This window comes from Candidatus Arthromitus sp. SFB-mouse-Japan (genome assembly GCF_000270205.1).
In the GTDB taxonomy this organism is placed as follows: Bacteria; Bacillota; Clostridia; order Clostridiales; family Clostridiaceae; genus Dwaynesavagella.
Map to the genome: position 1 here is coordinate 392,988 of NC_015913.1, position 19,974 is coordinate 412,961.

At 26.3% G+C, this 19,974-nt stretch carries 19 protein-coding genes and 1 riboswitch; of the genes, 17 read left to right on the forward strand and 2 right to left on the reverse strand.

The features are described 5' to 3' along the window. Positions 1-46 precede the first annotated feature (46 nt). Entirely contained in the window at positions 47-1,222 is a 1,176-nt protein-coding gene (locus SFBM_RS01910) for an MFS transporter (RefSeq protein ID WP_005807015.1), read from the reverse strand. A gap of 84 nt (positions 1,223-1,306) precedes the next feature. Here SFBM_RS01910 and SFBM_RS01915 point away from each other — a divergent pair, with 84 nt between their 5' ends. From SFBM_RS01915 to SFBM_RS01980, 14 genes are all read left to right on the forward strand, one after another. Beyond that, entirely contained in the window at positions 1,307-1,864 is a 558-nt protein-coding gene (locus SFBM_RS01915) for a class IV adenylate cyclase (RefSeq protein ID WP_007441524.1), read from the forward strand. Between the two features lie 21 nt (positions 1,865-1,885). Next, positions 1,886-2,073: riboswitch (cobalamin riboswitch) on the forward strand. Positions 2,074-2,215: 142 nt separating this feature from the next. Further along, on the forward strand, positions 2,216-3,088 hold the full coding sequence (locus SFBM_RS01920) for an ABC transporter substrate-binding protein (protein WP_014017846.1): 873 nt from the start codon (positions 2,216-2,218) through the stop codon (positions 3,086-3,088). Next, positions 3,078-4,097, forward strand: a complete 1,020-nt coding sequence (locus SFBM_RS01925; protein WP_005807010.1) for a FecCD family ABC transporter permease — start codon at positions 3,078-3,080, stop codon at positions 4,095-4,097. The genes SFBM_RS01920 and SFBM_RS01925 overlap by 11 nt, the downstream gene beginning before the upstream one ends. 95 nt (positions 4,098-4,192) lie before the next feature. Next, entirely contained in the window at positions 4,193-4,852 is a 660-nt protein-coding gene (locus SFBM_RS01930) for an ABC transporter ATP-binding protein (RefSeq protein WP_014017847.1), read from the forward strand. Positions 4,853-4,882: 30 nt separating this feature from the next. Further along, the gene (locus SFBM_RS01935) at positions 4,883-5,527 is read left to right on the forward strand and encodes a deoxynucleoside kinase (RefSeq protein WP_014017848.1); all 645 of its coding nucleotides are present in this window, start codon (positions 4,883-4,885) and stop codon (positions 5,525-5,527) included. A 73-nt stretch (positions 5,528-5,600) separates the two neighbouring features. Continuing rightward, the gene (deoD, locus tag SFBM_RS01940; protein ID WP_005807004.1) at positions 5,601-6,302 is read left to right on the forward strand and encodes a purine-nucleoside phosphorylase; all 702 of its coding nucleotides are present in this window, start codon (positions 5,601-5,603) and stop codon (positions 6,300-6,302) included. A 401-nt stretch (positions 6,303-6,703) separates the two neighbouring features. Next, positions 6,704-6,916 (forward strand): hypothetical protein, encoded by a 213-nt coding sequence (locus tag SFBM_RS01945; RefSeq protein WP_005807002.1) that lies wholly within the window; start codon positions 6,704-6,706, stop codon positions 6,914-6,916. Between the two features lie 251 nt (positions 6,917-7,167). Next, a complete protein-coding gene (locus tag SFBM_RS01950; RefSeq protein ID WP_007445043.1) occupies positions 7,168-9,531 on the forward strand; it encodes a P-loop NTPase fold protein in 2,364 nt (787 codons plus the stop codon). A 181-nt stretch (positions 9,532-9,712) separates the two neighbouring features. Continuing rightward, entirely contained in the window at positions 9,713-10,573 is an 861-nt protein-coding gene (locus SFBM_RS08125) for a hypothetical protein (RefSeq protein ID WP_014518675.1), read from the forward strand. Positions 10,574-10,665: 92 nt separating this feature from the next. Next, positions 10,666-11,346: a response regulator transcription factor gene (locus SFBM_RS01960; protein ID WP_005806996.1), complete on the forward strand. Its 681-nt coding sequence runs from the start codon at positions 10,666-10,668 to the stop codon at positions 11,344-11,346. Beyond that, positions 11,346-12,596, forward strand: a complete 1,251-nt coding sequence (locus SFBM_RS01965; RefSeq protein WP_005806994.1) for a sensor histidine kinase — start codon at positions 11,346-11,348, stop codon at positions 12,594-12,596. Before SFBM_RS01960 ends, SFBM_RS01965 begins: the two co-directional genes overlap by 1 nt. 245 nt (positions 12,597-12,841) lie before the next feature. Beyond that, complete coding sequence (locus SFBM_RS01970; protein ID WP_014017850.1) at positions 12,842-13,573, forward strand: polyphosphate polymerase domain-containing protein; 732 nt, start codon at positions 12,842-12,844, stop codon at positions 13,571-13,573. 30 nt (positions 13,574-13,603) lie between these two features. Next, positions 13,604-14,293, forward strand: coding sequence for a DUF4956 domain-containing protein (locus tag SFBM_RS01975; RefSeq protein WP_005806990.1), 690 nt, complete (start codon positions 13,604-13,606; stop codon positions 14,291-14,293). A gap of 4 nt (positions 14,294-14,297) precedes the next feature. Next, on the forward strand, positions 14,298-16,064 hold the full coding sequence (locus SFBM_RS01980; RefSeq protein WP_014017851.1) for a carbohydrate-binding domain-containing protein: 1,767 nt from the start codon (positions 14,298-14,300) through the stop codon (positions 16,062-16,064). A gap of 29 nt (positions 16,065-16,093) precedes the next feature. On the opposite strand, the gene SFBM_RS01985 is transcribed toward SFBM_RS01980, so the two are convergent. After that, a complete protein-coding gene (locus SFBM_RS01985; RefSeq protein ID WP_014017852.1) occupies positions 16,094-18,679 on the reverse strand; it encodes a cation-translocating P-type ATPase in 2,586 nt (861 codons plus the stop codon). A 142-nt stretch (positions 18,680-18,821) separates the two neighbouring features. On the opposite strand from SFBM_RS01985, the gene SFBM_RS01990 reads away from it, so the two are divergent. The 3 genes from SFBM_RS01990 (at position 18,822) to SFBM_RS02000 (ending at position 19,965) form a co-directional block, all read left to right on the forward strand. Continuing rightward, complete coding sequence (locus SFBM_RS01990; RefSeq protein ID WP_005806984.1) at positions 18,822-19,256, forward strand: YaaR family protein; 435 nt, start codon at positions 18,822-18,824, stop codon at positions 19,254-19,256. Between the two features lie 13 nt (positions 19,257-19,269). Beyond that, complete coding sequence (locus SFBM_RS01995) at positions 19,270-19,548, forward strand: hypothetical protein (protein WP_014017853.1); 279 nt, start codon at positions 19,270-19,272, stop codon at positions 19,546-19,548. Positions 19,549-19,632: 84 nt separating this feature from the next. Continuing rightward, positions 19,633-19,965 carry a DUF4160 domain-containing protein gene (locus SFBM_RS02000; protein WP_005806979.1) on the forward strand — a complete coding sequence of 111 codons (333 nt, stop codon included), beginning with the start codon at positions 19,633-19,635 and terminating at the stop codon, positions 19,963-19,965. Positions 19,966-19,974 lie beyond the last annotated feature (9 nt).

Here is a 19,974-nt window from a genome sequence, read left to right on the forward strand (position 1 = left end):
AAGTTATTTACATAATATAGGTATTTTATTTAAAAAGCCTACATCATTAATGATGCGGGCTTTTTTCTTTGAATGATTTTAGTATTATAAATGATAGTATTAAACTTAGTCCAATTACGATAAATGGTAGTTTAAACCATACATTGAATAATAGTCCAGATAAAATTGATCCTAAGAATGATCCTATTGCTTTGAATCCATTTTGAATTCCTAATATTTCTCCCTGATTTTGAGTTGAGTTTTCAAGTAATAATGTTTGTATAGTTGGGGTAATTAGAGTGTGTGTTATAATGAATATTAGAAGAGCTATAACTGTTATATATTGATTTGTTACAGACATTGCTATTAGTATGCTTGATCCAGATAGTAATATTGAGAACATATACAGAGATTTAGAGTTAAATTTTTTTCCTACTATAGGTATTATTATTAAATTAGTTATTAATGTAAACATTCCACTTGATCCAAGTATAACGCCATTTATACTTGTTGGTAAATTTAAGATATCTTCAACATAATAGCTAATTGTAGAGGCATATCCTTGAATCGCTAAGAATGTTAAAATCATTATTAGTAATATTAAGTATACAAATTTATTTGATTTTTTTATTTTAGATAAATCTTTAAAGTTTAATATTTTTAAGGTGAATTTAGAATCCTTATTTTTAGGTGTATTATCTTTAAATAATATAGTTATAAGAATTATTGATAATAAAGATATCGATATTTGAGTAAAGAATGTGAGTTTATAATCATTTATGCCTAAAATCCCACCGATTAAGGATCCTAATATTACACCTATGCTATTAGAAGCATTAAAGTATGAAATCTTTTTTAGTTTAAGTTTGACAGGAGTTATGGATGATACGTAAGCCATACTAGAAACAAAGTAACCAGCTATAAATATTCCAGATATGATTCTTGCTATGATTACACTTACATTGTTTGGGAAAAATCCAAATATAATTTGTCCTATAGTATAACCTATGAGTGAAATCAGCATTGTTATTTTTTTTCCGTAAATATTGCATATAATGCCGAATGTTGGAGCACTTATAAATGTTGATATATTGAGGCATCCTTGAAGTAGTCCAAAATAAAATGTAGGTAAATTATTTTCATTGATAAATTTTGGAGTAATAGGATGCACCATCGTTAATGATATGTATACAATCATGTTAAGTAAAAAAATTTTTGTAAATTGTCTATTGGATTTATTCAATCTATAACTCCCCTTAAAATAATTATGGAAGTTATTATATAATAATTAATGTTATAATGGAATAAAAAATTTGGAGTGGTTATTGTGGAAATAGAAGTTAGGATTTTAGATGTGGATATTCATGAAATTAGAAGAAAAATTTTTGAATATAATGGAGTTCTTGTTAAAAAAGAAAATCAAATTAATAAGTTATTTGATTTTGATGATGATAGACTTTTACGAAATAATGGTTATGCTAGAATTAGAATTATTAAGGATTTAATTTCTGATAAGAATTTTTATTATATGACTAGCAAGAGGAAGTTATCGAAAAGTAGTGATAAATATAAAGTTATGGATGAACAGGAAGTCTTGATTGATAGTTGGGAGATTGGAGAAAATATATTTAAGTCATTAGGTCTTTCTATGAAAAATGAGATAAAGAAGTATAGAGAGAGTTATAAAATAAATGATGTTTTAATTGAGATTGATATTAATGATAAGAGTTTTTATCCGAACCCTTATGTGGAAATAGAAGGGGAAAGTATTAATGAAATAGAAGAAGTTGTAAATATTTTAGGATACAGCATGGAAGATACAACTTCAAAGAGCATTTTTGAATTAATTGAAGATCTTAATAAAAATAAAATTGATTATGAATAAATATTTTTATATAATTATTGAATGTAGAATGATTATATAGGTTAATCAAATTTTAATTTTGGTTATTAAAAGGGAAATAGGTTAAAATCCTATACGGTCCCGCCGCCGTGATGAGGAGTGTTTATTTATATGCCACTGGATAATATCTGGGAAGGTTAATAAATGCAGAGATACTAAGTCGGAATACCTGCCTATGTAATGGGCTTATAGCTTTACGGAGTATGAGGTTATTTGCGTAGGTTCATTATAGAGTGTTTTTTATAATGTGTTTTTACGTTTAAATAATAGTGCCTTGTGGAGTATAGCCATGAGGCAATTTTATTTTTTTAAATATTTAGGAGGTATAGATACATGAGGCTTGTAAAAAATTTTTTAGCATTCGTAATTTTTATATTTTCATTTTCTATATTTGTTTCTTGTGGAAGAAATATAGATACAGGTATTAGTGAAAATAAGGAGATTAGAATTGTTTCCCTTGCACCTTCAAATACTGAAATATTGGTTGGTTTAGATTTGGGTAATAATATTATTGGAATTGATCAATATTCAGAAGGTATTAAGGGAGTAAGTGAAAATATTCAAGTATTTGAGATTGGTGTTCCTAATATAGAAGCGGTATTGAAATTGAATCCAACTCATTTGTTATTATCTGGATATACATCTGATTTATCTAAGTACGTAGAGCTTGAAAATAGTGGAGTTAAGGTTATAAATATAGATACACCAACGAGTATTCAGGGAATATATGATTCTATTGAGTTAATTGGTAAAAGTTTTAATATTGTTAGTAAGAGTAAAGAAATGATCGAATCAATTAAGAGCAGTATTGAAGATATAATTGGTAATAATAATAGCGAGAAGGTGAGCGTTTATTTTGAAATTTCTCAGGCGCCTTATTTGTATAGTTTTGGAAGAAGTACATATTTAAATGAAATTATTGAACTATCTGGTGGGGAAAATATATTTGGAAATTTAGAAGGATGGATTTCTCCAAGTGAGGAATCAATTATAAAAGCAAATCCACAAATAATTTTTACAAATGTTAATGTAGAAAGAAATATTGATGAGATAAAAAATAGGCATGGGTGGGAAAATATAGATGCTGTAAAAAATAATAGGATTTATTATATTGATAAAGATATGTCTTCAAGAGCATCCCAATTTTTTCTAGGTGCGTTAAAGGATATTACTAGATATATAAGAGAGTATAACGATGAGGTCTAGTACCTTATTTAAATTTTTATTGATAGTTATATTTTCATTTATTGTAATTATTTTAGGATTAATAATTGGCGGTGGGATAAAGAATACAGTACATATTTTTGAAATAATTTTGCATGGATTATTTGGATTAGATTTGAGAGATAGCATATCAAGTGTGGAAGTAAGCATTATTTGGAATATAAGATTCCCAAGAGTTTTATTAGCTTTTATAGTTGGAGGAATGTTGTCTATTAGTGGAGTTATTATTCAATCTGTATTAAGAAATCCTCTAGCTTCTTCATATACCATAGGTGTATCTTCAGGAGCATCTCTTGGCATTGGCATTTTTACAATATGTAATATTACATTTTTAGGATATTTTACTTATCCAGTGATTGGATTTATTTTTTCAGTTTTAACTATAATATTTGTTATTAGTTTATGTAAGAAACTCGATAGTAGTATGTCCAATAATACAATTATATTGATTGGAATGGTAATGTCTTTATTTTTAAATGCGGTTTTTATTCTTATAACATCTGTTAGGCATGAGAGTTTATCTTCTATAATTATTTGGCAACTTGGATCATTTTCATCTAGAGGATGGATATATGTCATTTCAATTATACCGTTTTTAATTATAGGAGTGTTTGGAACAATGTTTTATAGCAGAGAACTTGATATTTTAACTTTTGGAGATGATATGAGTAAAGCCGTAGGAGTTAATGTATCCAAAATAAAAATAATCATGCTTTTATATGTGTCTATATTGACTGGAGCCAGTATTGCAGCTAGTGGAGTTATAGGTTTTGTTGATTTAGTTGTGCCTCATATATCGAGGAAAATGTTTGGATCGGGGCATAGCGTTGTTATCTTATCTAGCTTATTTATTGGAGGAATTTTAATGGTAATTTTTGATATTATATCAAGGGTTATAATTTATCCAGCAGAAATTCCTATAGCTACGGTTAATGCTTTAATAGGAACACCTATATTTTGTTATATTTTTTTCAGAGAATATAGGAGGTAGTAAAAATTTTAGAAGTTTCAGATTTAAGTTATTCTTATAAAAAAAATAATAAGATATTAGATAATATAAGTTTTTCGCTTAAAAGTGGTGAACATTTGAGCATAATAGGATTAAATGGATGTGGTAAGTCAACTTTACTCAAATGTATATGTAATTTTTTGGATTATGAGGGTAGCATAAAAATTAGAGGGAAAGAAGTAAGACAAGTTAGAAATAGAGAGCTTGCTAAAAATGTTAGTATATTATTTCAACAAAATAATATGTACTTTGATTATAAGGTTTCAGATGTTATAAGGTTTGGTAGATATATTTACGAAAGATGGAATTTTAGATATGGTGATTGTGAAAATTTAGATATTATATTAAAAAATATGGGGATATATCATTTGAAAGATAGATTTATGAGTGAGCTATCTGGAGGAGAAAAGCAAAGAGTATTTATATCTAGAATTTTGTATCAAGATCCATATATAATTTTGCTCGATGAATTTAATAATAATATAGATTTAAGTACTCAAATTTACATAATAGAGAATTTTAGAGATATTTTTAAAGATAAGATTATTGTGTCAGTTTTTCATGATTTGAATTTAGTTAGAAATCTAGATAGTTTGGTAATGGTACTTAAAGATAGTAAGATTTATAAATATGGTGATGTTGACTCCATATTTAATAAAAATATTTTACAGAGTGTATATGGGGTGGATGTTCAGAAATTTATGATAAATTCTTTTAATAAATGGAATAAAAAATAATATGGTTTTAATTAATCAAGGAGGTAATTAATGGTGATAGTTGTTGGTGGGATGATAGGCCTAGGTAAGACAAGCGTTTCAGAAATTATAGCAAAGGAATTCAATTCTAAAGTATTTTATGAGAGTGTGGAAGATAATCCGATTTTACCATTGTTTTATAATTCAACGGATGAGGAGATAAAATTAAATAGATATCCTTTTTTGCTTCAATTATTTTTTTTAGATAAGAGATTTAAATCCATAAAACAGGCATTAACTAGTAAGAATAATGTATTAGATAGAAGTATATATGAAGATTGGTATTTTTGTAAGAGGAATATGGATCTTGGAAGAATTTCAGAACTTGAGATGAGTGTTTATGAATCATTGTTAAATAATATGATGGAAGAGCTTGATGAGCTTCCAAAGAAGAGTCCAGATATATTTATATATTTGAGAGGAAGTTTTGATACGATTATAAATAGGATAAAAATGAGAGGAAGATCTTATGAAATTGATAATAAACTTGTAGATTATTATAGATATATTTGGGAAGGTTATGACGATTGGATGTATAACGTATATAGTAAATCGTCGGTTTTAACGATTGATATGGATAATATGGATGTTGTAAATAATTTTGAAGATAGGAATAATTTAATAAAGATTGTTAAAGAAAAGTTATGCCTAGCTTAAAAACTGATTTATTTATTTTTATGATTATTGTATTATACTATATGTAATATCTTAATTTTAGGAGGGAAATATAATGGATACTCCTCATATTAATACTGGTGGTAATAAAATTGCAGAAAGTATACTATTACCTGGAGACCCACTTAGATGTAAATTTATTGCAGAAAACTATTTAACTGATGTAGTACAATTTAATTCTGTAAGAAATATGTTTGGTTTCACAGGTAAATATAAAGGTAAAGAAGTTTCTGTAATGGGTACAGGAATGGGAATGCCGAGCATAGGGATTTATTCTTATGAGCTTATAACAAAATTTGGAGTAAAGAATTTAATTAGAATTGGTAGTTGCGGGGCAATACAGGAAAATCTTAATTTATATGATATAGTAATAGGTCAAGGTGCTTCTACTAATTCAAATTTTGCATCTCAATATGGACTTCCGGGAACATTTGCTCCTATAGCATCTTATGATTTGTTATCTAAAGCTGTTGAATCTGCAAATAAATTGGGTATACATGTAAATGTAGGTAATATACTATCATCGGATATTTTTTATGACGATAATAATGATTCATACTTATTATGGAAAAAGATGGGAATATTAGCGATTGAGATGGAAGCAGCGGCACTATACATGAATGCTGCAAGACTTGGAGTTAAAGCACTTTGTATATTAACAGTAAGTGACAATATAATAACTCGTGAGGAAACTACAGCTGAAGAAAGACAAACTGCATTTAATAAAATGATGGAACTTTCTTTAGATGTCGTATAATATGTGCACATAAAATTTAAGTGTTAAATTACATAAATATTTTTATAGATCCTTATTTTTAAAGTAAGGATCTATTATTTTTTAATATTCATTTAAGTAAAACTTACTATTTTAAAAATTAAGAGTGGTTATAATCAAATTAGTAAATAGGATAAATGAATTAGGAAATTGAATATGATTTGATTTATTTGGAGTATGATGGATATGTTAAAAAATAAAATTAAAAATATTATGTAGGAAGTAGGTTTAGGAGTATTGATTGTATTTAGTGCAAGTAGTATAAAATCTATGGGAATGTTAATACGATGTAAGCTGTATAGGATATTACTGTAAATGAGAATTCAAATGAGTATTCGCATAAATTTGATCGAGAATATTATTATTCTGATTTTTAAAAGGAAATGTTAGATTTTAGATGTATAGATCAAGCTAAGGCAGATAGTTTTACAAAAGATATAGATTCTGAAAATATAAAAGCAGAGATTAATAATATTTATGATTTATTTATTATTGATTTATTTGTAAAAGGGGGGTATTATACGGCAAAAATTGGAGAATTAGAGAAATGGTTAACAAAGATAAGCTATTCAGGAGATGGTAAATTATATGAATAAATTATGAAAAATATTGTGATCTAATTGGTAAAGAAGGATTATTGATTATAGATAATTTAAATATAGCAAGTTATTTAGAAGAAGGTGTAGAAATATAGGGTTATTTTAAAGTGATTTTAGAGAGTTTTATTTTTTATGTGAATATAGGTTATAAAATATATCATATTTTTAGGCGCATCTTAATAATAATTGATGTGTGTATTTTTATTATAAAGAGAATATATAAGCAATAAGTAGGAGCAGAATAATTAGTGTTGTATTTATGTAGTTTAGTAATTGCGATTATATATTTATATATATTCTTATATATTTTTAGATATAAATTATTAGATTTTATAAAAAAATTTATATTTAGGATAGTGCCAGAATCACTTATATTAATTTATATAAGTTTTTTTATGATAAGCATAATAAATTCTAAGATAATTAATTCTCTAAGTAAAACTCAAATATATAATTTTGCTAATCAGATAAATAATATATTTTTTCATAAATTTTATAATTTAACATTGTTCGATTTTATTATAATACTTTTATGTTTTTATTTTATTATTATTATTGTGATGACTTGTCAAAAAAGGGGTTATATAAGTAAGCTTAGTTATTTAAAATGCACTGTAGTTTATAAGTATTTTACTGAGATAAAGATTATAGTTATAATATTTTATATTGTTTATCTTATATTGCTATATGTTTCAAGGGAATATTTTATATATGATTTTAAACATTATGTGGGAATATTTACAATATTTAATATATACTCTATATTGAATTTGTTTCTTATAATGACGGAACTCGAGTTTCTATTATTGCCAGATTTATTTGAAAATAAAGTGAATAAATTTAGCAAGAAAAATTTTATTAAAGATGATAATTATATTATATATGATTTTAATATGATGTTTAATGAAAAAAAACATTTATTTATAGAATTGTGTAATTATTTAAAATATTATCATAAGGAACCATTAACTATATGTATTGATGGGGAATCAGGAGTTGGTAAGAGTACGTTTTCATACGTGTTACAAAAAGAATTGAATGATGATTATTATGTATTTAATATTAATAGTCTTATATTTACAGAGAACAATAAATTAAATGATTATTTTAATTATATAATAGAAAATTTATTTAAGGCACATGGAATATATAATTCTAAATCTTTAAAAAACTATATGAATATAATAAATTATGTCATGAATGATAAAGTTTCCAATTTAGTTAATTATTTTATGAATGATAAAATCCAAAAAAATTATTTTGAGATAAAAGATGAAATAAACAATTGTATAGTTAAGATATTTGGAAGTGATTCTGAGGTAAAATTTAAAAAGGGAATTATATTTATAATAGATGATTTAGAAAGAATTTATAATGATTCTCAAATAGTTAATATATTGATTTTTTCTCAATATATATTGGGATTTGATTATATAAAATTTATTTTAGTAACAAATTTAGGAATATTAAGAAATAAGATAGATAATCAGTATTTAGATATGTTTATACACAAAATATTTAAGATAGATAGTACAAGTATTAATAGCATATTAGTTAAATATTTTGGTGAATTAATTAAGATTGAGAGATGTGAAGATAGTAGTTTAAATATAGGTAGTTGGATAACACATTTACTTGATATAGAATTTGATAAATATATAAAAGAGTTTGGAGTATATCTTTATAATAATATAAATCTGGAATATTATATATTAAAAAAGAAATGGATAGATTATAAACGAATATTATTGGAAGATTTAAGAAATGGTGGATTGATAGATAACAAGAATAATATTGTGTTTAATTTTAATAATTCTGGATATGAAATGATAAATGAGTATTATAATTATATTTATTTTAAGAAGTCTTTTTTAGGGGATAATAGGGAAGTAATATTAGATAATATATATAATTTAATAAAAGAAGAATACATTAATATGGATCTATATGATGATGAACAAGTTATAGCCATATGGATATATATGGAGAAAAATAATAAATTGTTAAATTGTATTAAATTTAATATAAATCATTATAGAGTTTATAAAAATTTAACGTTATATAAAAATAATATGAATAAGGTAAATTATTTAATAGATTTAAAATTAGATAATAGTCCGAGAAATTTGAAGAGACAGGTGTCTTTTTTCTTATACAGCTTTGAAAAATTAGATGAATATTTGTGTAACTTAAGAAATGATAAAAATTTCTGTTACATTATAGATATAGTAAATCAGAGAGATTTTATATTATTTTTTATGGTGATATGTTTTTTTAGGATATCAAATTTTATAGTTTCTGATTTTGATGATAATAGTTTTAAATCCGATAATAATATAAATATTTTAAGTATATATAAATTTTTAGTATCTAATCATGAAACTCTTAAGGGATATTCTGTAAAAGGTATTATATCATTTGTGTACGATAATATAGATAAAATAGACATAGATAAGTATATAAATTTAAAAGGTTTTGATAAAGGTATAAATTATATATATCTATGTTTTTATATACAAACGTATATATATAAAAAGTTAATATTGGAAGATGTTAACGAAGAGTCTTTTGAAATATTAATTGATTTCATATATAATTTGATAAGTGTTTAAAAACAGAGTAACTATTTTTATGTAGTTACTCTGTTTTTATATTATTTAATTTTTTGTACTCAATGATTAAATTATTTTCCTAAAAATTAATAAGTAATGAGTTTAAATTAGTATATAAATTTATTGATTTTCACAAAATATATTATAGCCTTTTAATTTCATGGGAGAAGTATTGATTGTTATGGGACTTAATATTTTGGATAAATTAATAGAATATGCTATAATAGATATCTTTGAGGATACTAAGCTTAAAATTTTGGGTTTTCCATATAAATGTAAGTTTGTAAAGAGGAGAGAACAAGATAGTTTTTACATAAAAGATGCAGTGCTTAATTTTACTATGATGACTCAAAAAAATAAAATTGTACATTTTGAGTTCAAAAAAGAGTATTTTTACAATGATATATATAAATTTTTGGTGTATTCATCGTTTCTTATATATGAAAATAAGTATGATTATGAATTAGTTTTAGTTTATCCACATAGGTCTCGTAAAATAGTAAAAAATATGGCATTTACTTCTTTAAGGTTTTTTTATACAGATGTGTATTTAGATTGTTTTAATGGAGATAAGATTTTAATGAGATTGTCCGCTAAGGCATCTAAAAAGAAGAAATTTACTGATGAAGAGTATTTGATACTTTCCCTTACTCCATATATGTATTCAAAGAGGGAAAAAATAACATTGATACTTGAAGGATTACGAGTAGCTAATGATTTAAATACAAAAAAAAAACACAGTATAATTATAATAATTTTAGTTTTAGCAGAGTGTTTTTTGGATGAATCAGATATGTATAAAATAAAGAAGGAGGTAAAGATGTATAAGATTGGAAAAATGATATTTGAAGAGGGAATAAAAAGTGCATCTAGTGATGTTGAAAGAGAAATTTCTGGTAAAATGATACAGAAAGGCAAAAATCAGGCAAAGGTAGAGTTTGCAGTTGAGATGATGAAAAATAAGGAAGAGTTAAATAAGATTATTAAGTATACTGGTTTTACTAAGAAAGAACTTGAAAAAATTTATTATACATTTAAATAATGGTTCGGAATTTTTATTCCGAGCCATTTTTATGTAAATTTAAGTTTAAAGTGATATAATCGTATATATGAGTTTATAAAGGATGTTTGTTTATGAGAATATTATTGGCTGAGGATGAAAAAGAACTTTCAAATGCTATTGTAGCTGTTTTAAAACATAATTATTATTCAGTTGATGCTGTGTATAATGGTGAAGATGCTTTAGATTGGGCATTAAACGACGAGTATGATTTGATAATTTTGGATGTTATGATGCCTAAGATTAATGGATTAGATGTTTTGAAGGGTCTGAGAGATAAAAATATAGATGTACCAGTACTAATATTAACAGCTAAGGGAGAAATAGATGATAGAGTTATAGGACTGGATTTGGGTGCAGATGATTATATGTGTAAGCCTTTTAATATTAAAGAATTTTTGGCTAGAGTTAGAGCTATTATTAGACGTAAGCAGGGAATTGTATCAAATAATTTGGAATTTAATAACATGATTTTAAATAAGGAAAATTTTGAATTATCATATGAAGATAAAAGTATTAGACTTGGTAATAAAGAATATCAAATACTTGAGATGCTTATGAGCAATCCTAATGTTATAATATCTACTGAAAAGTTTATGAGTAAAGTATGGGGATATGATTCTGAAGCTGAAATTAATGGTGTTTGGGTTTATATTTCTTATTTAAGGAAGAAGCTTATTTCAATTAATTCTCCTGTGGAGATTAAGGCTTTTAGAGGCATAGGATATAAATTAGAAAATAAGAGTGAGAACTAATGGTTGATAGATTGCAACGCAAATTTATGTTGATTACGACAACAACATTATTTTTAGTGTTATTTATTTTTGTAATTACTTTAAATTTAATTAATATTATAAATATTAATCGTCAGTCAGATTCTTTATTGAGTTTGATTCAAGAATATGATGGGAATTTACCCAGAGAATTTAAGGATGTTAAGCCTAAAAATATATATGATTTTTATGGGTTTATTAATAAAAATGATTACAATAAAAGAGTGCCAATTCATAACATATATTTTTCTGTAAAAATTTTTTATGATGGAAGTATTCTTGTAAATATTAGAAATAATGATTCAATAGATATTCTAGATGCTAAAAGTTTGGCTGAGAATGTTATAAATTCAAATAGATATAAAGGATATAAAGGATTTTATAAGTTTTTAGTTTCAGATATGTATGGATATAAACTTGTTTCTTTTGTAGATTCTAGCAATGATATATCTAAATCAGTTGATTTTGCCATCATATCTATGTTTGTGGTTATTTTATTTGTATGTATATTTGGTATTATCTTGAATTTTGTATCTAAATATGCAATTAAACCATTTATAGATAACATAGAAAAGCAAAAAGTGTTTATAACTAATGCAGGTCATGAAATTAAAACTCCTCTTGCAATAATTTTAGCTAATACTGAAGTTATAGAGATATTCAATGGGGAAAATGAGTGGACAAAAAGTACTATAAATCAAGTTAAACGTTTAGATGGGTTGGTTAAGAGGCTATTATCTTTATCTAAAATGGATGAAAATAATTTTAGAATTGATAGAAAAGAAGTTTATTTTGGGAAAATTGTTTCAGAAATAGTCAATGACTTTGAAGTCTATGCTAATACTAAAAACTTAAAAATTATAAGAAATATTGATGAGGATTTAATGTTTAATTGCAGTGAAGAATATATACGTGATTTAGTTTCCATTTTGATTGATAATGCGATTAAATACTGTGATGATTGTGGAAAGATTGAGGTGTTTTTAAATTATAAAGGGGGAAAAATAGAGTTTTGTGTTTCTAATACCTTTAATAATGGAATAAATGGAAATATGGATTATTTATTCGATAGGTTTTACAGAATGGATAATTCAAGATCGCGTGATACTGGAGGATATGGACTTGGATTGTCTATTGCTGATTCTATAGTTAGGCATCATAAAGGAAAGATAGATGCCTTTTATAAGGATGGTAAGATAAGTTTTAATATAGTATTCAATAAGATAAATTAATATCAATCTCTATTACAAATATAGTGATGGTACACATCCAGTTGATTGAGTGCATTATTTTAAGTTTTTTTTGGATATTTTATTATAAATCCTAGACTTATAGAGTTTGGGATTTATTTTTTTGCAAAATGGTTCTCATATTAATTTTTAGTGTTATATTCCTTTTGTTGTTTTTGATTATTTATATCTTTAAAGTTAATTTAAGGTTAATTATACATACTTCATTACATAGAGGAGTGAGCTTAATGAAAACTTTTATGAGATATGAAAAAAAGTATATGTTAAATGAGGAAAAGTATTCATGTTTAATGGATGTTTTTGAAAGTCAGATGGAAGACGATATTTTTTCAAGATCTAGTATATGTAATATATACTTTGATACACCGAATTTTGAGTTAATAAGAAATTCTTTAGATAAGCCAGTTTATAAGGAAAAGCTCAGAATGAGGAGTTACGGAGTTCCAGATGAAGATGGATATGTGTTTATTGAACTTAAGAAAAAGTATAATGGTATTGTCTATAAAAGACGTGAAAAAATGAATATATATGATGCGGAAAATTATCTTTATTTTAATAATTATCCTGAAAGTGATACTCAAGTAATTAGAGAGATAGATTGGGTATTAAATTATTATAAAAGTATAATGCCTAAGATGTATATTTCTTATGATAGAATTGCTATGCGAGGTATTTATGATGATGATTTAAGGATTACTTTTGATAAAAATATTTTATATAGAGATGATTGCCTTGATCTTAAAAGCGGAATATGGGGAGATAGGGTAATTAGAGAAGATGAATATTTGATGGAAATAAAGATTACTGGTGGAATGCCTCTTTGGCTCTGTAGAATTTTAAATGATTTAGGTATTTATCCTATTTCTTTTTCTAAGTATGGTGTTGCTTATCAAATTAAAGAAGGGTATAGAAACAGTATTGGGAGTGTTTCTCCATATATTGGTGGATTTGCTTGTTAAAAAATTTAATTTAAGGAGAGTGTTGATGGAATGTTTGATTGGTTTTTTAATTCTATTTTGATTGGGAACGCATCGAGTAGTGTTTCAGGTAAAAATATTTTAATTTGTATGGCTGTGTCACTTGTTCTTGGATTTTGTATTGCTTATATATATATGTTTAAAAACGTTTATTCTAAAGGGTTTATAGTAACGTTAACACTCATGCCTGCTATTGTACAATTGGTTATTATGCTTGTTAATGGTAATTTAGGGGCTGGAGTTGCTGTTACTGGAGCATTTTCACTCGTTAGATTTAGATCAGCACCTGGGAGTGCTAAAGAAATAATTAGTATATTTCTAGCTATGGCAGTTGGTCTTGCAACTGGTATGGGATATATTGGAGTTGCTGTTTTATTTGTCATTGTAATGGGGATTTTAAATATTATATTGAATGCGACAAAATTCGGTGAAGGTCCACCACGCCAAAAGACACTTAAGATAACTATTCCTGAATCGCTTGATTATACAAATATTTTTGATGATATATTTACTAAATATTTAAAGAACTGGGAGATTTATCAAGTTAGAAGTATTAATATGGGGAGTTTATTTAAGATAGAGTATAAAGTAGTTATAAAAAATTCTATAAATGAGAAACAGATGATTGATGATATCAGATGTAGGAATGGAAATTTAGAGATTATGATTGGTAAGAATTTACCTTCTAGGGAGGAGTTATAATATTATGAGAAAATCTAATAAATTAATGCAAGCAGTTATGGCCGGTATTTTATTATTTACATTTAGTGGATGTGCGACTAATAGTGTTAGTTCAGCCACTAATTCATCTCAAAATGTATCAAGTGAAAATACTAATGGTTCTTCAACAAATTCGACGCCAACAAATCCAAGTACAGCTTCAGGTGTAACAACACTTACTCAATCTGTGATAAGTAAGGAACTTAAGTCTAAAGATTATGAAATTGATTATGATGAGAATTCTTCTACTAAAATTAATTTATTAAATGATCAGATAAATTTTAGTGGTGATGGAGTTTTGGTTAAAGATAAAACTGTTACTATTAATAAAGCTGGTACTTATATTATAGATGGAAATTTGGAGAATGGTCAGATAATTGTTGATGTTGATAAAACAGAGGATGTTAGAATTGTTTTAAATGGTGTTAATATCCATAATGAATCTAGTACAGCTATTTATGTTAAGAGTGCAGATAAGCTTGTTATGACTTTGAAAGAGGGAACTATAAATACATTGAGTGGTGGAGATAATTACATAAATATAGATGATAATAATATTGATGGGGTTATATTCAGTAAAGATGATTTAACTATAAATGGTAATGGTCAACTTAATCTGACTTCTAATTATAAGCATGCTATAGTATCTAAAAATGATTTAAATATTGTTTCTGGTATATTTAACATAGTATCTGCAGATCAAGGTCTTTCTGGTAAAGATTCTGTGAGAATCTACGGAGGAGTGTTTAATATAAAATCAAATGGTCAAGGAATTAGGAGTAAAAATGAGGAAGAGCTAGAGAAGGGGAATATTTATATTGCTGGAGGTAATTTTGAAATTGAAAGTGTGCAGGATGCTATGAATGCAACAGGAAGTGTTGTTATAGATGATGGTGTTTTCAATATTAAAACAGATGATGATGGAATACATGCAGACGTTGAAGCTGTAATTAATTCAGGAGACATAAATATTTTGGAATCTTATGAAGGTATTGAAGGATATAGGGTAATTATAAATGGAGGGAATATTAATATTTCATCAAGTGATGATGGTATTAATGCATCTAATCCTAATGTAACGAGTAATGAACCAGCAGGTGGGCGTAATTTGCCACAAGGAAATAATAGTACTGATGTAACCAATACTTTAAATAATAATCCTGCACCCCCAAATGATGGAATGATGAGAAATGGAGGAGGGAGAGGACCAATGATGGCTGATGAGAATGTTTATATAACAATTAATGATGGTAATATAGTTATAGATGCTCAAGGAGATGGTATTGATTCAAATGGTAATATAACAATTAATAATGGTAATATTTTGGTATCATCTAAATCAGATAATGGAGAGAATGCACTTGATTATGATGGCAATATTACGATAAATGGTGGAATTTTGATTGGTGTTGGGGGGTCTCCTATGCATCAAAATTTAAATGAGAATTCCAGTCAACCAAGTATATCTTATAATGTATCGAATGGTAATGGGAATGATGTGGAACTTAAGGATTCGAATTCCAATGTTATAGTTTCTTGGAAGGCTCCAAAAACATATAATTCTATATTTATAACTCATCCAAGTTTAAAATTAAATGAAAAATATACTTTGGTATCAGGTACAGAGAGTATAGACATTACGATTGATAATCTTCTTACAACAAATATAACACGAGGAAGTGGCGGACGAGGACAAAGACCACCGCGTTCAGAAGAATTTCAACCATCAATGGAACCGACTAATGTACAATAAAAGAGAGTAAGAATTTTTCTTACTCTCTTTTATTTTTTATGGGTAAAAGCTTTTAATAATTCGCTTATTATAAATGGTATTAAAGATAAGATTATTGATATAATCCAATCATTTGTGCTTAGATTTTGAGTGTTGAAGAATGAATTAAATGATGGGATTTTTATTAAAATTATCTGTATAATTACCCCAAGTAATATTGAGTAAATGAGTTTCATATTTGAAAATAATCCTATCTTAAATAAATATTCTTTTTCAGAGCGTATGCTTAAAGATAGAAATAATTGAGAAAATGATAAAACTATGAATGCCATACTTTGGGCATATATGAGATTTACTTTTTTATATCTAGTTAAGAAGGATGTTATACTTACAATTCCAATTATGAATCCATTTAAGATTAGTTTAATTATATTTGATTTTGAAATCAAATTTTTGTTACCTTTTCTGGGTTTATTATTCATTATATTTTTGTCGTAAGTATCAACGCCAAGGCTAAGAGCAGGTAGAGAATCTGTTATTAGATTTATCCATAATAAATGTATAGGACTTAATGGTACTGGAAATTTAAATAAAATTGATATAAAAATTGTTAATATTTCTCCAAGATTACATGTTAATAGAAATATTATAGATTTTTTTATGTTGTTAAATATGTTTCTTCCTTCTTCAACTGCTGTAATTATAGTTTTAAAATTATCATCTGTAAGTATAATATCCGATGCGTTTTTACAAACATCCGTTCCAGTTATACCCATAGCGATACCAACATCGGCCATTTTAAGTGAAGGTGCATCATTTACTCCATCTCCAGTCATAGATACTATATTTCCAACTGATTTTAGAGCCCTAACGATCTTAACTTTATGTTCTGGAGAAACCCGCGCAAATATAGTTACGTTTTTAATTTTATTATTTAATTCATCATCTGTTAGTTTATCTATTTCAGATCCAAGCATAGTCTCACTAATATCATTGGCTATATTAAGTTCTTTGCCAATGGCAAAAGCTGTATTTTTATGATCACCGGTAATCATAATTGTTTTTATTCCTGATCTTTTTGCAATTTCTATGGATTGTTTGACCTCTTTTCTAGGAGGATCGATCATTCCAACCATTCCAAGGAATATTAGGTTATTTTCATAATTATCTTTAGTTAAATTTATAATTTCTTTGTATGCAAATGCAAGGGTTCTTAATGCACTATTTGCCATTTCTTCGGCTGTATTTAGTATGTTGTTTCTTATATCATCAGTTAATTCTACGATTTCACCTTTTATGGAAATTTTATCACATAGATTAAGAAGATTATCGAGTGCCCCTTTTGTAAATGAGTAGAAAATATCATGAATATTGTTTACTGTAGTCATTAATTTTCTATCGGAGTCAAATGGTATCTCTCGTATTCTTTTGAAGGTATCATTTTCTATATTTTTGCCAGCGAATTTAAGAAGTGCAATTTCTGTAGGATCACCTACCTCTTCATCGTTAGAGTAACTTGCATCATTACATAGAGTCATACTTCTTATAAATAATTTTTTGGTGTTATCATCATTTTTAAACTCTCGAGCGTCAAACTTTGAATTATTTATGAAATATTCTATAACTGTCATTTTATTTACGGTAAGTGTTCCAGTTTTATCTGAACAAATAATATTGACAGATCCTAAGGTTTCAACAGATGAGAGCTTTCTTATGATTGCATTTTTTTTGATCATCTTTTGTACTCCAAGAGCTAAAACTATAGCAACAATAGTAGAAAGACCTTCGGGTATGGCAGCTACAGCTAAAGATATTGCGATGAAGAATATATCAAATAATTTATTACCTTGTATAAGCCCAACAATCATAATGATAATACATATTATAATTGTAAGAATTCCAATATTTTTCCCAAGGATATTTAATTTTTTTTGGAGGGGTGTAAGTTCATTTTTTGAGTTATTTAGAAAAGAGGCTATTTTACCTATCTCTGTGTTCATTCCTGTTGAAACTACAATTCCTTCTCCCCGTCCATATGTAACTATAGTTGACATATATCCTATATTTTTTCTATCTGCTATTGGGATAGATTCATTATTTGAGATTATATTAGTGTTTTTTTCTGTTGGAAGAGATTCGCCAGTTAGGGCAGATTCATCAACTTTAAGATTCACACATTCAAAGAATCTAATATCAGCAGGTATTATTCTGCCAGCATCAAGTATAATAATGTCTCCAACCACTAAATCTTTTGAACTTATTTCAATAATTTTATTATCACGTTTAACAATAGCTTTTGGAGATGATAGATTTTTTAATGCTTCAAGGGACTTTTCAGCTTTATTTTCTTGGATGATTCCTATAGTTGCGTTTAAGATAATAACAATGAATATTATTATACTTTCTTCAGGCTCTCCGAGGAAAAATGATATTATACCAGTTAGTATTAAAATGTAGACTAAAATGTTATTTATTTGATCAAATATAAGTTTGATTAGGCTCCTCTTTGACCCTTCAGTTAATTCGTTTTTACCATTTTCATTTAAAAGTTTAGAGGCACAGGAGTTAGATAGGCCTGTTTTTATATTTGTATTTAGGGTTTTTGATATATCTTCAATTGATTTTGAGTGCCACATTATTTTAACCTCCGTTTGGTATTTAGAATATTATTATTTTATTTTGTACAAAAATTATTAGTTTATAAAAAATAATTTAAATATAAATTAAAAAAAGGATAATCATAATAAACGAGTTTAATTATTGTGAGGTAATAGTTTTATGAGGATATCTGGATTAAAATCTAAAGATAATAAAAATAATATAGTGAGCAATATTAAGGTAAATAGAAATAAGGTTGATAATTTAAACAGTGAAATAGATAATAAGTTTTCAGATAAGTCTAAAAAAGAGTTAAAGGAACTTTTAGACTCTATAAAAAAGAAGGGGAATAAGGTGGTTGCAACTAAGGAATACAATGATGTTATCGAATACAAAAGATTGGTTAAGCAGTATTTAAATAAAGTACTTGATGATATATATTCTTTAAATAAGTTTTCAGATGCATTTAATTCGAGATATTATTTAACAGTTGATATCATAGATCAAAAACTTAAGGATCTAACTAATCAAGTTATAGGTGAAGAGAAGGATAATTTATATATAGTTACAACTATTGATGAAATTCAAGGACTTATATTGGATGTTTATAAATAATCTCTAAATTAATTTGTATAAGGAAAAGTTTTTTGATAAAATTTCGACATCAAACATTTCGGAGAGAGTTAGCGGTAGTAAGGATATAGATGGTATTTATAGCATTGTAGATGATTATGTTGACCTGGGGAAAACTATAATTGATAAATCTAAAGGATTACTAGAAGATAAGAAAAAAGCTTTTGATATTATTAATGGTTTGGATGATAATATGCATAGAATAGTCTTAATTGAGCGTTATTTCAATTCTGAGCCTTGGAAATCTATAGATATACATATTAGTTCGAAGTGAAAAAAGAACCCGTTAGATCCACGATAAAGCGATTAAATTGTGTGAGATAGGACTTAAGAAAAAAGTTTAATGCATTGAATGTAAATGAAATATTTATTATGTCATATATGCTATTATATAAAGTGTAAAGAGATTGAAATTAAAGAAGTTAAAGATATGCCCGAGATATGTAGGTTTAGAGGAATTATAATATCTATAAATTGGAATGATCATAATCCACCACATTTTCGTGCTACGTACAGTGATTATGAAGTTAGTGTTGATATTCTAAACTTAGAAGTTAGAGATGGAAAATTTCCAAATTTACAACTAAAAATGCTTTTGGGTTGGGCGGCATTTCATCAGATAGAATTACTCGAAAACTGGGAATTAGCTAGAGAAAATAAAACATTATTTAAAATAGAGCCTTTGAGATAGAGGCTATAT